Genomic DNA, 14,617 nt, shown 5'->3' with positions numbered 1-14,617 from the left:
AGATGATCCATCAACCTACGCCTCGCCTCCCGGCCCCGTCCATCCTCGCACGTCAGAGCGAGCCGCCGGCGCGGTGCGCACGGACGATCAGATAGACGAGGTACGGCGCCCCCAGCACCCCCGTGACCACGCCCACCGGGAAGCGCGTGTCGAATGCGAACTGCCCCGCGAAGTCGGCGGCGAGCACCATCAGCGCGCCGACCAGACCGGCCGGCACCAGCAGCGAGCCGCCTGGGCCGATCAGCCGCGCCGCGATCGGCCCCGACAGGAACGCCACGAACGCGATCGGCCCGGCCGCCGCGGTGGCGAACGCGATCAGGCAGACCGCGGCGACGATCACCGTGATCCTGGTGCGCTCGACGTGGACGCCGAGCGCGGCGGCCGTGTCGTCGCCGAGCTGCAGCGTGGACAGGTCGCGGGCCTGCCACAGCAGCACGGGCGTCAGGACGACCAGCGCGGCCAGGGCCGGTCGGACCTGCTCCCATCCCGCGCCGTTGAGGCTGCCGGTGAGCCAGCGCATGGCCTCCTGGAGGTCCCATTCCGCGGCCCGCGACAGGACGTAGGAGGTGACGCTGTCGAGGATGGCCGCGACGCCGATGCCGATCAGGATGAGCCGGGTGCCCGCCACCCCGTCGCGGAAGGCCAGCGTGTAGACCAGCAGCGCGACGGCCAGGGCGGCGACGATCGCGATGGCCGACACCTGCGGGCCGCCCAGCGAGAACGACACGATCGCGATGGCCGCCGCCGTGCTCGCGCCCGCGCTGATGCCGATGATGTCGGGGCTGGCCAGCGGGTTGCGAAGCATCGTCTGGAACGTCACGCCCGCCAGCCCGAAGCTGAAGCCCGCGACGACCGCGAGCACGGCGCGCGGCAGGCGCAGCCGGCCGACGGTGAACGACGCGCCCGGCACCCGCTCGCCCAGGATGACCTGGATGACGTCGCCCGGCGGGTAGAACGTCTGCCCGGCCATCAGGGTCACCGCGAACGCGGCGACGACGAGCACGGCCAGCGTCACCACGACGACCCGCCGCCGTGACACCCGCCGCCGCCTTCCGCGCGCCACCGCCCGCACGACCTCGGCCGACGGCGGTCTGGTCAGAAAGGCGGTCACAGTTCACGTACCTTCTGGCGGCGGACGATGAAGATGAAGAACGGTGCGCCGATCAGGGCGGTCACGATGCCGACCTCGACGTCCTCGGGGCGCGCCACCATGCGTCCGACGACGTCGGCGGCCGTCAGCAGGGCCGCGCCGCCCAGTGCCGAGAACGGCAGCGACCAGCGGTGGTCCACGCCGGCGAGCAGGCGGACGGCGTGCGGCACGACCAGCCCGACGAACGCGATCGGCCCGGCCGCGGCGGTCGCGGTGCCGCACAGGACGACGGCGCCGAGCGCGGCGGTGGCCCTGATGAGGGCGACCCGCTCGCCCAGCCCGGCCGCGATGTCGTCGCCCAGGGCGAGCGAGTTCAGCCCCCGCGCGCACAGCAGGCACAGCACGAAGCCGGCGGCGGCGAACGGCAGGATGTGCCCGATCCGCTCGTACGACGCCCCGCCGACCCCGCCGATCTGCCACAGCCGGAAGCTGCCCGCGATGTCGTTGCGCGGCAGGATGACGGCGCTGACCAGGGACGCGAACGCGGCCGACGTGGCGGCCCCGGAGAGCGCGAGCTTGAGCGGCGTGGCACCGCCGCGCCCGAGTGAGCCGACGGTGTAGACGAACAGCGCGGCGGCGGCGGCCCCCGCCATCGCGACCCAGACGTATCCGGTGGGCGAGGTGAGCCCGAAGAACGCGACGGCGGTGACGACGGCCAGCGAGGCGCCCATATTGACGCCCAGGATGCCCGGATCGGCCAGCGGGTTGCGGGTCACGCCCTGCATCACGCCCCCGGCCAGGCCGAGCGCGCCGCCGATGAGCGCGGCGAGCAGCGTACGCGGGACGCGCTTGGCGACCGCGGCCTGTTCGAGCGAGCCGTCGGCCCCGCCGAGCGCGGCCCAGACGTCGGCCCAGGAGACGTCCCGCGAGCCCAGGGCGACCGAGGCGACCATGAGCGCGGCCAGCACCACCACGACGGCCAGCAGCCACAGGACCCGGACACGCGCAGGACGCCGCGCGGCGGCGGCGTCCTGGTTCCGGCCGGCGGCGGCCTCGGGTCGCGACAGGGTCACTTGACCTTGTCCGCGGCCTCGGCCAGCGCCTTGACGTAGTCCTTGAGCACGTACCTGATCGACAGCGGCGTCGGGTTGGCGGCGGTGCCGAGCGGCTTGCTGTCGGGCAGCAGGTAGATCGAGCCGCGCTCGACGGCGGGGATCTTCGACAGCAGCGGGTCCTTGCGGATCTTGCCGAGCAGCTCGCCCTTCTCGTCGCCGTAGCCGGTGATGATGTCCACGTCGTCGAACACGTCGATCTGCTCGGCGCTCCTGGTCAGGGCGAACTTGTCGGTGCCCTTCGACGCCTCGGCGACGCTGCCCGGGATCGTCAGCCCGAGGTCCTCGAAGAACAGCGTGCGGGTGTCGTGCGTGGTGTAGAAGCCGATCTCGCTGACGTCGTTGGGGTCCACGTGCGTCATGAACATGATCGACTTGCCTTTGAGCTGGGGGTGTTCGGCGACGGCCGCCTTGATGTCGGTCTCGATGTCGCCGATCAGCCGCTCGCCCTCCGCGGCCAGGCCGATGGCCTTGCTGTTCAGCCTGACGATCTCGCGCCACGGGGTGGCCCAGGCGGCGTCAGGGTAGGCGATCGTGGGGGCGATCTCGCTGAGCGTGTCGTAGTCCTGCTGGGTCAGGCCCGAGTACGCGGCCAGGATGACGTCCGGGCGCGTGTCGGCCACGGCCTCGAAGTCGATGCCGTCGGTCTCGTCGAACAGCACGGGAGCCGGGGCGTTCAGCTCCTTGAGCCGTTCTGCCACCCAGGGGAGCAGGCCGTCGGTGTCGTCGTCGCCGAAGTTCGCCTTGGCCATGCCGACGGGGACGACGCCTAGGGCCAGCGGCACCTCGTGGTTGGCCCAGTTGACGGTGGCGACGCGGGTCGGCTTGGCCGGGATGGTGGTGGTGCCGAGCGCGTGCTTGATCGTCATGGGGAAGGCGGCGTCGCCGCTCGCGGTCGGCGCCGCGGCGCTGTCCCGCGCCTGTTCCGGCTGGCTGCTGCCGCAGGCGACGATGCCCATGAGCAGGGCGATCGCCACGGTGATGAGGCGCAGGCTGGGTGGACGCTTCACTCGTACTCCACTGGTGGTGACCCACTACTTAGGTAAGGCTTACCTATGACCTGCACGATAGGAGAAATGGGCGACTTGTCGCAATCAAGCGTTCAGGACACCGGATATCGCGATCGGGACACACCCGAACGGCCAGAACCGGCCTGTCCCGCACCTCTGCGGCGCCCAGGGCGCCACGCCTCAGCGCCTATGGCGCTCTGAACACTCCCGGCGTCAGCCCCGTCGTCCGGCGGAAGGCCGCGCCGAACGCGCTCGCCGACCGGTAGCCGACCCGCTCCGCCACCACGTCCACCGGCCACCCCCGGGTGAGCAGCTCCACGGCGTGCTGCGCCCGCACCGCCGCCACCCAGCGCGCGAAGCTCGTGCCGGTCTCGGCGTTGAAGGCCCGCGAGATCGTCCTGGCGCTCACCCCCAGCAGGGACGCCCACTCGGCCAGCCCGCGCCGGTCGGCGGGATCCGTCGTGACCGCGTCGGCGATCGGCCGCAGCAGCTCGGACGTCGGCATCTTGAGCAGCAGCTCGTGCGGCGACGGGGTGAGCACGTCGAGCACCATCGCCTCGGTCAGCTCCCGCGAGCGCGCGGGCAGCTCGGTGCCGGCCAGCCGTTCGAGCAGCAGCCGCAGCAGCGGAGTGATCTCGACCGCGACCGGCGTGGGGGAGATCGGGGCGACCGCGTCGAAGCCGAACAGGCTGGCCCGGCAGCGCGTGCCGGCGGCCGCCGAGCCGGAGTGCAGCGTTCCGGCGGGCATCCACAGGCCGAGCGTGGGGGTGACCGTCCAGACCCGCGCGCCCACCACGGCCGTGGACGCGCCCCGCTCGTTCCACAGCAGCTCGTGGTAGGGGTGGGAGTGCTCGTTCCAGTCGAGGTCGTGCGTGAAGTCCTCGCTCCAGCTGAGGATCGGGAACGGCATGTCCACCGGCCCGGCCGCGAGCGCGGGCAGCACCCTGACCTCCCTGCCCGTCCGCCCCCGTCCCTGCGCGCTCACCGTGCCGCCTCCTGCGATGGCTCCTGCCATGACTCCTGCGGTCACCTTAAGGGGACGCTCTCACAGGCTCCGGCCCTCGTGGACACGGAGGACACAGGGAAAGGCGCGTGCCCGCCGCAAGCCCCTGTCGGCGGGCACGCGCCTCGTCTTCAGGCCGTCACTGCGCCGGCTGGTCGCCCGCGGCCTGCGCGGCGACCCGCTCGATGGACTCGACGGCGAGCTCGGGCTGGTCGACGTAGATGTAGTGCTCGCTCTTGTCGGCGACGATCAGCTTGCTGTCGCTGGACAGCTTCAGCCAGGCGCGCTGGCCGGCGGTCCACGCCTGCTCCAGCTTCGGCCCGTACGTCGGCAGCGCCGCGAGGTACTCCTTGCCGTGCTTGAGCACCTCGACCGGGATGTCACCGGCGGAGGCGACCGGCCCGTCGGGCATGCTCATCATCTCGGGGTTCTGCCCCTTGAAGACGGCCAGGTTCTGGGCGCGCAGCTCGCCGGCCGGGCCCTTGGCGTTCGCCGGGATCGACTTCTCCATGTCGCTGAGCATGGTGGACGGGGTGGCGTCCATGAGGACGACGCCCTTGACCTTGTCGGTGTGCTCGGGGGCGTACCTGGCGGCGATCAGGCCGCCGAGCGAGTGCCCGGCCAGCACCACCGGGTGGTCGCCCGCGGCCTTGTCGAGCACCGCGGTCAGCACCTCGCCCGCGCTCTCGAAGGTCTGCGGGCCCTTGGGCTTGTCGCTGGCGCCCTCGCCGGGACGGTCGTACGAGCAGACCCGGTTCTTCGCGCTCAGCGTCTTCTGCAGGGCGGCCAGCTTGTCCAGCCCGTCACCCGCGCCGGCCAGCAGCATGATCACCGGCTTGCCCTCGGCCGCCTCGCCGGCGCAGGACACGTTCACCTTCACGCCCGCCACGTCGATTTTCTCGGTGCCGGACAGCAGCTTCTCCCCGGCCTCCTGGGAGGTCGACGGGGTGGCGTCCAGTGCGTCCAGTTTGTCCAGCTCATCGAGTCCGTCGGCGTTGCAGCCGGCGGCTCCGACGCCGACCACGGCGGCGCAGAGGGCGGCCACGGCGGTGGTCTTGAACGTGCGGATCATGATGTCCTCCAGGGGCTAAAGGAACGTCGTCGGCGTTATGACCATTACGCTATGGAATCGAGCACCCCGGAAGCGTCACCACACAGTGGACAATCGCCCGTAGCTCGCATGGGGGACAAGCCGCCTATTTCGGTTTCGCTCCGAAGCGGGCACGCCACCCCTTGCTACCGCTAGGCTCGCTCGGTGATGGATCTTCGACGCATAAGGGACGTCTGGCGACGGAGCGACGTCACGGTCCGGGACCTTCCCTTGGCCCTGCTGCTGATCGTCCTGTCGTTCGTGCCCGAGTTCCATGGCAGCGGCACCACGCTCGGCGAGCTGCCCAACCAGCCCTTCGGCGCGCTCACCCTCCTGGTGGTCGCCCTGGAGTGCCTGCCGCTCGCCGTACGCCGGCGCTACCCGGCCGCCGCCATCGCGCTGATCTCGATCGGGTTCTCCCTCGACCAGGTCTTCGCCTACCACGCGGTGGGCAGCATCGCCCTGCCGATCGCCCTCATCAGCGCCGGCGCCCACATCGAGCGCCGCCGCCGGCTCACCCCGGCGCTGCTGTCGGTGGCGTACGTGGGGCTGGTGCTCTGGCTCGACCAGCTCGGCTCGAAGGAGACGCTGCCTGACCTGGTCGTCTTCTACGTGGCGCTGGTGATCCTCTGGACGGTCGGCTCCTGGCTGCGCGCCTACCGCGCCTCCGAGGCCGAGCGCCGCCGCCACGTCGCCGAGGCCACCCGCACCGCCGAACGCACCCGCATCGCCCGCGAGCTCCACGACGTCGTGACCCATCACGTGACGGCCATGGTCGTGCAGGCGGAGGCGGCCCGCTACCTGACCGCCAGCCCTGAACGCCTCGACGCGGCGCTCGGCTCCGTCACCCAGACGGGACGGCGTGCCATCTCCGACCTGCGCCACCTGCTCGACGTGCTCAACCCCGACCACGAGGCCGATTTCAGCGTGCCGTCGGCGAGCGATCTCGCGGACCTCGTCGAGCAGACGCGGCAGGCCGGGCAGCCGGTCGAGTTCGACGAAGACGGCGAACCATCCGAATCCGCAGGCAGCGCCGAGTTCGTGACCTATAGAGTCGTCCAGGAAGCTCTGACGAACGCCCTCAAATACGCCCATGGCAGCCAGACCGTGGTCCGGGTGCGCTATGGCGAGGAGGAGATCAGCGTGGTGGTCACCACCGACGGCTCCGGCTCCCGCGCCACTTCCGTGGGAGGAAGCGGGCGCGGCCTGAACGGGCTGCGCGAACGTGTCGAGGCCCTCGGCGGCAGGTTCGAGTCCGGGCCGCGGGCCGGCGGCGGCTTCGCCGTACGCGCCCACATCCCGGCGGGCAGCGGTTCGTGAGCGCGCCGATCCGCGTCCTGATCTGCGACGACCAGGCGCTCATCCGCACCGGGTTCGCCACCATCATCGACGCGCAACCCGACATGGAGGTCGTCGGCGAGTGCGGCGACGGCCGCACCGGGGTCGAGATGGCCCGCAGGCTCAGGCCCGACCTCGTGGTGATGGACGTCCGCATGCCCGTGCTCGACGGCATCAAGGCCACGGCGCAGCTCGCCGGCACCGGGGTCGAGGACCCCGTCAAGGTGCTCGTCGTCACCACCTTCAACCTCGACGAGTACGTCTACGAGGCGCTGCGCGCCGGGGCCAGCGGCTTCCTGCTCAAGGACGCCCCGCCGCCCCAGTTGCTGCACGGCATCCGTACCGTCGCCACCGGCTCCGCGCTGCTCGCCCCCGAGGTGACCCGGCAGCTCGTCGGCAAGTACGCCGCCCGCATCCGCCCGGTGGACCAGCCGGCCGCCGACCCGGCGCTGACGCCGCGCGAGCTGGAGGTGCTGCGCCTCATCGCCGACGGCCAGTCCAACAGCGAGATCGCCGCCACTCTGGTCATCAGCCAGGAGACGGTCAAGACGTACGTCTCCCGCATCCTCACCAAGCTCGACCTGCGCGACCGCGTCCAGGCAGTGGTCTACGCCTACCGCCGCGGCCTCGCCACCTGACGCCCTCACGCCTCCGGCCGCACGAACCGCGCACCGCGTCGGCGACCGGCTGACGTTCTTCGCCGACGGGGTCGTGGTCGAGAGCGGCGCGCCCGCCGATCTCGCCGCCCCCGGGACACGAGCGAACCAGGCGTTCCTGTCGAGCGTGCTCAGCCAGGGGCCTGACCAGGCCGAAACCGTTTACCCTGCCACGGACCTGGAGACGAGAGGGGCCAGAGGGTTCGTGGAACAGCAGGAGAGCCCATGCCGACTTCGGATGGCCGCGACGCCGCCCGCCCGCCCCGTACGGACTGGGCGGTGTTCGGCGTGGCCGCCGTCCTGGCCCTGGTCTTCATCGTCTGGGGCGCGGTCGCCACCGGCTCGCTGCAGGGCGTGTCGAGCGCGCTGCTCGCGGCCACCATGCACAACCTGGGCTGGGCGTTCGTCCTGGTCGCCTCCGGCCTGGTGGTGTTCGTGCTGTGGCTGGCCCTCAGCAAGTACGGCCGGATCACGCTCGGCGAGGAGGACGAGCAGCCCGAGTTCAGGACGGTGTCCTGGATCGCGATGATGTTCAGCGCCGGCATGGGCATCGGGCTGATGTTCTACGGGGTGAACGAGCCGCTCACGCACTTCACCGAGCCGCCGCCCGGCACCCACGAGGCCACGGCGCCCCCGGCCGCGCGGATGCGCACCGCGATGGCCACCACGCTCTTCCACTGGACGCTGCACCCCTGGTCGATCTACGCCGTGGTCGGCCTGGCCATCGCGTACGGCACCTTCCGCAGGAGCCGGCGGCACACCATCAGCGCGGTGTTCACCCCGCTGATCGGCGCCAGGCACGCCGACGGCGGGGCGGGCAAGGTCATCGACGTGCTGGCCATCCTGGCCACCCTGTTCGGCTCGGCCGCCTCGCTCGGCCTCGGCGCGCTGCAGATCGGCAGCGGCGTCAGGGAGGCCGGGCTGATGGCCAGGACCGGGGTCGGCCTGCTCATCGTCATCATCGCGGTGCTGACCCTGGCGTTCGTGGCGTCGGCGGTGTCGGGGGTGGAGAAGGGCATCCAGTGGCTGTCCAACACCAACATGCTGCTGGCGGTGGCCCTCGCCGTGTTCGTCTTCGTCGTCGGCCCGACCGTGCTGATCCTCAACCTGCTGCCCACCTCCGTCGCGTCCTACCTGGGCGAGCTGGCCGGGCTCGCCGGCCGCACCGAGGCGACAGGGGGCAAGGAGGTCGCCGGCTGGCTGTCGACGTGGTCGGTGTTCTACTGGGCGTGGTGGATCTCCTGGACGCCGTTCGTCGGCATGTTCATCGCCAGGATCAGCAGGGGGCGGACGATCAGGCAGTTCGTCGGCGGCGTGATCCTGGTGCCCAGCCTGGTCAGCCTGGTCTGGTTCGCCATCTTCGGCGGCACCGCGATGTCGCTGGAGGCCGAGGGGGCGGGCCTGACCCGCGAGGCCACCGCCGAGGGCCGGCTGTTCGCCGTGCTGAACCAGTTCCCGCTGGTGGGCGTCACGACCGTGCTGGTGATAGTGCTGGTGAGCATCTTCTTCGTCTCGGGTGCCGACGCCGCCTCCGTCGTCATGGGCACGCTCTCCCAGAACGGCTGCCTGCGGCCCACCCGGCCCATCGTGATCTTCTGGGGCGTGCTGACCGGCGCGGTCGCGGCCATCATGCTGCTGCTCGGCGGCGGTGGCGAGGCGGCGCTGACCGGCCTGCAGAACGTCACGATCCTGGCCGCGGTGCCGTTCATGCTGGTGATCGTGGCGATGTGCGTGGCGCTCACCCGCGACCTGCGCCACGACTCGCTGATCCTGCGCGGCAAGCGCGGCGTGGAGATCGTGCACTCGGCCGTCGAGACCGGCCGCGAGAGGTACGACGATGACTTCGAGCTGATGATCAGCCCCGCCGACGGCGACAAGGACCGCACGTAGGGCGCATCAACCGATCGGTTGATTTGTCGGTCAGCCGGATCCGCGCCGGGTCGTGGCCGGCTGGGCGATTCGGGCGGAGGGCGTTCCCCGCCACCATGAACGCATGACGGTGATCGAGGTGAACGCGCTCGTCAAGCGGTACGGCGGGCTGCCAGTGGTGAACGAGGTGTCGTTCTCCGTGGCCGAGGGTGAGATCTTCGGCATCCTCGGCCCCAACGGGGCCGGGAAGACGACGACCGTGGAGTGCGTGGAGGGGCTGCGGCGGCCCGACGGGGGCTCGATCAGGGTGCTCGGGCTCGACCCGGTCAAGGACCGGAAAGAGCTGAGCCACCTGGTGGGCGTGCAGCTGCAGCAGTCGCTCCTGCCCGAGAACATCAAGGTGGCCGAGGCACTCGACCTGTTCGCCTCCTTCTACCGCACGCCCAAGGACTGGCGGGCGCTGCTGGAGGAGTGGGGGCTGGCCGAGAAGCGGCAGGCGAAGTTCGGCTCGCTGTCGGGCGGGCAGAAGCAGCGGCTGTTCATCGCGCTGGCGCTGGTGGGCGATCCGAAGGTGGCCTTCCTCGACGAGCTGACGACGGGCCTCGACCCGGCCGCCAGGCGGTCCACGTGGGAGCTGATCAAGCGGGTCCGCGCGGCGGGCGTGACGGTCGTGCTGGTCAGCCACTTCATGGACGAGGTGGAGGAGCTGTGCGACCGGGTCGCGGTGTTCGACAGGGGCCGCATCGTCGCCCTCGACAGCCCGGCGAACCTCATCTCCAACGTGGACGCCGACCAGCACCTGCGGTTCAGGCCGCTGGCGCCGTTCGACGACGCGTTGCTGACGCGGCTGCCGGGGGTGGCGTCGGTGACCCGCTCGGGGGAGCAGGTCATCGTGGCGGGACGGGGGGACTTCGCGGTCGCGGTGACGTCCGCGCTGGCACGTGACCAGGTGCCGGTGGCCGAGCTGCGCATCGAGCAGCACACTCTCGACGACGCGTTCGTCGCCCTGACGGGACGGGCCTTCGACGCCAAGGAGGACGCGTGACCGGCTTCGGGAAACTCACGGGCGTTGAGACCAAGCTGCTGATGCGCGACCCCGGCGCGATCTTCAGCATGGTGATCCCGCTGTTCATCCTCATCGTCTTCAGCAGCGGGGTGGCGCCGGGCGACACCATGCTGCCCGCGCTCTCGATGACGGTCGCGGTGGGGCTGGTGGGGCTCTACATGGTGCCCACGACGCTGGCGACCTACCGGGAGCGGGGCATCCTGCGCCGGTTCTCCACGACGCCGGTCAGCCCCGGTGCGCTGCTGGGCGTGCAGCTGATCCTCCAGCTCGTCTTCGCGGTGGTGTCGTCGGCGCTGCTCGTCGCCGTCTCGGTGACGGTCTTCCAGGCGGCGGCGCCCGCGCGGGTGGCGTCGCTGGTGGCCGCGTTCCTGCTCGGCACCGCGGCGATCGTCTCGGTCGGCCTGCTCATCGCGGCGACGGCCACCAGCGGCCGGGCCGCGAACGGCATCGGCGTGCTGCTCTACTTCCCGCTGGCCTTCCTCGGCGGCGTGATGCAGCCCGTGGACGCCATGCCCGAGGTCCTCGCCACGATCGGGCGGTTCACGCCGCTGGGGCTCTTCCGGCAGGCCGTGCACGATGCCTGGAGCGGGGCGGCGACACAACCACTCCTTCTTGCCATAATGGCGGCATATGCGCTGGTCATCGGTGGGGTCGCGGCCCGGTTCTTCCGCTGGGAATGAGGCAGGCGTGCAGCCGGAAACCGCTCACACGCGGCTGGTCGCCGGCCTCGACGCCGCCCCGTACGTGCTGCTGGCCGTCGCGGCGGGGCTCGCGCTGCTCACCGGCGACCTCACGGCGGGGCAGCGGATCGCCGTCCTGGTGCTGAGCGTGCTCGCGGCCGGCTGGATGGTGGTGCTGCGCCGCCCGTTCTGTACGGCGACCACCAGGGGAGCGGTGCTCTACCTCACCGGCCTGATCGCGCTGGTCACCGCGCTCGGCCTGCTCAGCCCGTGGTTCGCCGGCTTCTACGCCTTCACCGGCTATCTGGACTCCTGGCGCCTGTTGCGCGGCCGCTGGCGGATCGCGGGCGTGACGGCCACGGCGGCGGCGGCCGTCACCGGCTACTTCGGCGGGCTGCCCGGCCCCGACCCGGCCGTCATCTCCTCCTACGTGCTGGTCATCGTCGCCATCGTGGTGCTGGTCGTCCTGTTCAGCCTCTCCGGCGACATGATCAACGAGCAGAGCGTACGCAGGCAGCAGATGGTCGACCAGCTCGCCGCCACCAACGCCAAGCTGGAGGAGACCATGCGGGAGAACGCCGGGCTGCAGGCCCAGCTCCTCCTCCAGGCCCGCGAGGCCGGCGTCACCGACGAGCGGCGGCGGCTGGCCAGGGAGATCCACGACACGCTCGCCCAGGGGCTGGCCGGGATCATCACCCAGGTCCAGGCCGCCGCCAAGGCCAAGGACGACCCGCAGACCTGGCAGCGCCACCTCGACAACGCCGCCCAGCTCGCCAGGGACGGCCTGGCCGAGGCCCGCAGGTCCGTGCACGCGGTGGGGCCGGCCGAGCTGGAGACCGCCCGGTTGCCCGAGGCGCTGTCCGAGGTGGTGCGGCGGTGGGAGGGCCTGCACGGGGTGCCTGCCGCGTTCGCGACGACGGGGACGGCCCGGCCGCTGCATCCCGAGGTGGAGGTGACCCTGCTGCGGGTCTGCCAGGAGGCCCTGGCGAACGTGGCCAAGCACGCCCGCGCCTCCCGGGTCGGCGTCACCGTGTCGTACATGGACGACGTGGTCACTCTGGACGTACGCGACGACGGCGCCGGGTTCGTCCCCGGCGCCCAAGGAGGCGGTTTCGGCATGACGTCGATGCGGCAGCGGGTCACCCGGCTGGCCGGCAGCTTGGAGGTCGAGTCGGAGCCGGGCGGGGGCACCGCCGTCTCCGCCAGCGTCCCGGCCATGGAGCCGCGATGAGCGTGATCCGGCTGATCGTCGCCGACGACCATCCCATCGTGCGGGACGGGCTGCGCGGCATGTTCGCCGGCGAGCCCGGCTTCGAGGTGGTCGGGGTCGCGGGCGACGGGGCCGAGGCGGTCGGTCTGGCCGAGGAGCTGCGGCCCGACGTGATCCTCATGGACCTGCGGATGCCGGGCACCGACGGGGTCACCGCGATCCGCATGCTGGCCGAGCGGGGGAGCACGGCCAGGGTGCTGGTGCTGACCACGTACGACACCGATCGCGACGTGCTGCCGGCCATCGAGGCGGGCGCCACCGGCTACCTGCTCAAGGACGCGATGCCCGACGAGCTCGTCCGCGCCGTCCGCGCCGCCGCCCGCGGCGAGGCGGTGCTGTCCCCGTCGGTGGCCACCCGGTTGCTGGGCCAGGTACGCGCCCCCGCCGACCCCCTGAGCGCCCGCGAGCTGGAGGTGCTCGGCCTGATCGCCCGCGGCTGCACCAACAGGGAGGCCGCCGCCCGCCTGTTCATCAGCGAGGCCACCGTCAAAAGCCATCTGCTGCACATCTACACCAAGCTGGGCGTCAAAGACCGCGCCGCCGCCGTGGCCGCCGCCTTCGAACGCGGCCTCTTCGACCGCCCCTGACCCCCGGGGCGGGGTGTGGGAGAGCGGCGCGGTGCGCTGACCTACCCGGACGAGGCCACGCGGGCCCTGCTCGCCTGAGAAGGATCAGCCCTTGGTGGCGCCGGCGGTGAGACCGGACACCACGTACTTCTGCACGAACAGCGCGATCACCATGATCGGCAGGGTGACCACGGTGGTCGCGGCCATCAGGCCGCCCCAGTCGATGCTGGCGTACCCGACGAAGTCGAAGATCGCGACGGGCAGGGTCTTGGTGTCCGCGTCGGACAGCACGAGCGCGAACATGAAGTTGTTCCACGAGAAGATGAACGACAGGATCCCCGACGTCGCGATGCCCGGCACCGACAGCGGCAGCGTGATCCGCCGGAACGCGCCGACGTGCGTCAGCCCGTCGACCAGCGCCGCCTCCTCCAGCTCGGTCGGCAGGCTGTCGAAGTAGCCCATCATGATGTAGACCACGAGCGGCAGCGACACGAACATGTGGCTGATGATCAGCACCCCGAAGCCGCCGACCATGCGCAGGTTGGAGAAGACGTAGAACCACGGCACGAGCAGCGAGACGCCGGGGATGATCCGCGCCATCAGCACGACCAGCGCCGACTTCTTCATGGTGAACCGGCTCATCGAGTAGGCCGCCGGTACCCCGAGGATGAGCGAGGCCACCGTGGCGGCGAAGGCCACCCACAGGCTGTTGAGGATGAACTCCACGTAGTTGGCCTGCTGGAGCACCTTGTCGTAGTTGTCCAGCGTGGGGGAGAAGGACAGCGCCTTGGCCGGGTCGTAGATGTCGACGTTCGTCTTGAGCGACGCGGCGACCATCCAGACCAGCGGCGCGACCAGCACGAGCACCACGACGGTGAGCGCGGTCGCGCGGAAGATCCGGTACGCGGGCCGGGCCCTCATCGCTTCGCCTCCTTGCGCCGCGCGGTCAGGGCCCACATCGCCCCGATGATGATGAGGAAGAAGAGGATGAGGACGGTGGACGAGACGCCGTACTCGTTGTAGTCGAAGCTGAGGCCGTAGGCGTACACGTTGAGCGTCTCCACCTCGTGGAACGAGCCGCCGCCGCGGCCCTTGGTGGCGTACAGGATGTCGAAGGTCTTGAGCGCGTCGATGCCGCGCAGCAGGACCGCGACGGTCAGGGTGGGCGTCAGCAGCGGGAGCGTGACGTGCCTGAAGCGCTGCCAGGTGCTCGCGCCGTCGATGCGGGCGGCCTCCTGCGGCTCCTCCGACAGCGAGGTGAGCCCGGCGAGCAGGATCAGCACCACCATCGGCGTCCACTGCCACACGTCGATGAGGATGGTGGTGGGCAGCGCGGTGTGCTGGCCGGCCAGCCAGGGCTGCGGCCCGACGCCGAACCAGCCCAGCAGCTGGTTGGCCAGGCCGATGTTGGGGTCGAAGATGAGCCGCCACATCATGCCGACCGCGACGGGGGTGGCGACGAGCGGCAGCAGGATGGCGACGCGGACCCACCGCTCGCCCTTGAACGGCCGCCACAGCAGCAGCGCGATCGCCATCCCCAGGACCACCTCGAACAGCAGCGCCACGACCGTGAACGTGGCCGTGCGCCCGACCGCGGGCCAGAACCGCTCGGTGTCGGTGAGCACGTCGAGGTAGTTCCGCAGGCCGACGAAGTCGCTCTCTGCGCGGACGGAGCCCTCGGCGTCGGTGAGGCTGAGGAAGATCGTCCAGCCCAGCGGGAAGATGAGCAGCGCGGCGACGAACGCCATCGCCGGCGCGGCGAAGAGCCATTTGCGGTGGTCGTCCACCCAGCGCGCCCACCCCGGCGTGGCGGGGGTGGGGGTGGACGCGCTGCGCGGCGGCTCGGTGGTGGTCGTTGCCACAGAAT

The 14,617-nt window shown here is 71.3% G+C and carries 14 protein-coding genes; 7 read left to right on the top strand and 7 right to left on the bottom strand.

All coding sequences use genetic code 11. The features are described from left to right. Nucleotides 1-52: 52 nt before the first annotated feature. The 5 genes from ABZW11_RS03760 to ABZW11_RS03740 form a co-directional block, all read right to left on the bottom strand. Complete coding sequence (locus ABZW11_RS03760) at nt 53-1,111, bottom strand: iron ABC transporter permease (RefSeq protein ID WP_355412289.1); 1,059 nt, start codon at nt 1,109-1,111, stop codon at nt 53-55. After that, the gene (locus ABZW11_RS03755) at nt 1,108-2,163 is read right to left on the bottom strand and encodes an iron ABC transporter permease (RefSeq protein ID WP_355412287.1); all 1,056 of its coding nucleotides are present in this window, start codon (nt 2,161-2,163) and stop codon (nt 1,108-1,110) included. Before ABZW11_RS03755 ends, ABZW11_RS03760 begins: the two co-directional genes overlap by 4 nt. After that, nucleotides 2,160-3,212 carry an iron-siderophore ABC transporter substrate-binding protein gene (locus ABZW11_RS03750; RefSeq protein ID WP_355412285.1) on the bottom strand — a complete coding sequence of 351 codons (1,053 nt, stop codon included), beginning with the start codon at nt 3,210-3,212 and terminating at the stop codon, nt 2,160-2,162. The genes ABZW11_RS03755 and ABZW11_RS03750 overlap by 4 nt, the downstream gene beginning before the upstream one ends. 187 nt (nt 3,213-3,399) lie before the next feature. Continuing rightward, nucleotides 3,400-4,227, bottom strand: a complete 828-nt coding sequence (locus tag ABZW11_RS03745; protein WP_355412283.1) for an AraC family transcriptional regulator — start codon at nt 4,225-4,227, stop codon at nt 3,400-3,402. Nucleotides 4,228-4,354: 127 nt separating this feature from the next. After that, nucleotides 4,355-5,287, bottom strand: coding sequence for an alpha/beta hydrolase (locus tag ABZW11_RS03740; RefSeq protein WP_355412281.1), 933 nt, complete (start codon nt 5,285-5,287; stop codon nt 4,355-4,357). Between the two features lie 183 nt (nt 5,288-5,470). Between ABZW11_RS03740 and ABZW11_RS03735 the strand changes: the two genes are divergently transcribed. From ABZW11_RS03735 to ABZW11_RS03705, 7 genes are all read left to right on the top strand, one after another. After that, the gene (locus tag ABZW11_RS03735; protein WP_355412279.1) at nt 5,471-6,625 is read left to right on the top strand and encodes a sensor histidine kinase; all 1,155 of its coding nucleotides are present in this window, start codon (nt 5,471-5,473) and stop codon (nt 6,623-6,625) included. Continuing rightward, on the top strand, nt 6,622-7,281 hold the full coding sequence (locus ABZW11_RS03730; protein ID WP_355412277.1) for a response regulator transcription factor: 660 nt from the start codon (nt 6,622-6,624) through the stop codon (nt 7,279-7,281). The genes ABZW11_RS03735 and ABZW11_RS03730 overlap by 4 nt, the downstream gene beginning before the upstream one ends. Nucleotides 7,282-7,524: 243 nt before the next feature. Then, the gene (locus ABZW11_RS03725; RefSeq protein ID WP_355412275.1) at nt 7,525-9,189 is read left to right on the top strand and encodes a BCCT family transporter; all 1,665 of its coding nucleotides are present in this window, start codon (nt 7,525-7,527) and stop codon (nt 9,187-9,189) included. A gap of 103 nt (nt 9,190-9,292) precedes the next feature. Continuing rightward, nucleotides 9,293-10,213 carry an ABC transporter ATP-binding protein gene (locus tag ABZW11_RS03720; RefSeq protein WP_355412273.1) on the top strand — a complete coding sequence of 307 codons (921 nt, stop codon included), beginning with the start codon at nt 9,293-9,295 and terminating at the stop codon, nt 10,211-10,213. Beyond that, the gene (locus ABZW11_RS03715) at nt 10,210-10,914 is read left to right on the top strand and encodes an ABC transporter permease (RefSeq protein WP_355412271.1); all 705 of its coding nucleotides are present in this window, start codon (nt 10,210-10,212) and stop codon (nt 10,912-10,914) included. The genes ABZW11_RS03720 and ABZW11_RS03715 overlap by 4 nt, the downstream gene beginning before the upstream one ends. 7 nt (nt 10,915-10,921) lie before the next feature. Then, nucleotides 10,922-12,145: a sensor histidine kinase gene (locus tag ABZW11_RS03710; protein WP_355412269.1), complete on the top strand. Its 1,224-nt coding sequence runs from the start codon at nt 10,922-10,924 to the stop codon at nt 12,143-12,145. Then, nucleotides 12,142-12,771, top strand: a complete 630-nt coding sequence (locus tag ABZW11_RS03705; RefSeq protein WP_355412267.1) for a response regulator transcription factor — start codon at nt 12,142-12,144, stop codon at nt 12,769-12,771. Before ABZW11_RS03710 ends, ABZW11_RS03705 begins: the two co-directional genes overlap by 4 nt. Nucleotides 12,772-12,855: 84 nt before the next feature. Here the strand turns inward: ABZW11_RS03705 and ABZW11_RS03700 are convergent, their stop codons facing one another. After that, a complete protein-coding gene (locus ABZW11_RS03700) occupies nt 12,856-13,671 on the bottom strand; it encodes a carbohydrate ABC transporter permease (RefSeq protein ID WP_355412264.1) in 816 nt (271 codons plus the stop codon). Continuing rightward, nucleotides 13,668-14,612: a sugar ABC transporter permease gene (locus ABZW11_RS03695; RefSeq protein ID WP_355412262.1), complete on the bottom strand. Its 945-nt coding sequence runs from the start codon at nt 14,610-14,612 to the stop codon at nt 13,668-13,670. The genes ABZW11_RS03700 and ABZW11_RS03695 overlap by 4 nt, the downstream gene beginning before the upstream one ends. Nucleotides 14,613-14,617: the final 5 nt, after the last annotated feature.

Source organism: Nonomuraea sp. NPDC004580 (assembly GCF_040609855.1).
In the GTDB taxonomy this organism is placed as follows: Bacteria; Actinomycetota; Actinomycetes; order Streptosporangiales; family Streptosporangiaceae; genus Nonomuraea; species Nonomuraea salmonea.
Note: the sequence above shows the minus strand (reverse complement) of the source record. Positions and strands in the feature narration are given on the sequence as shown.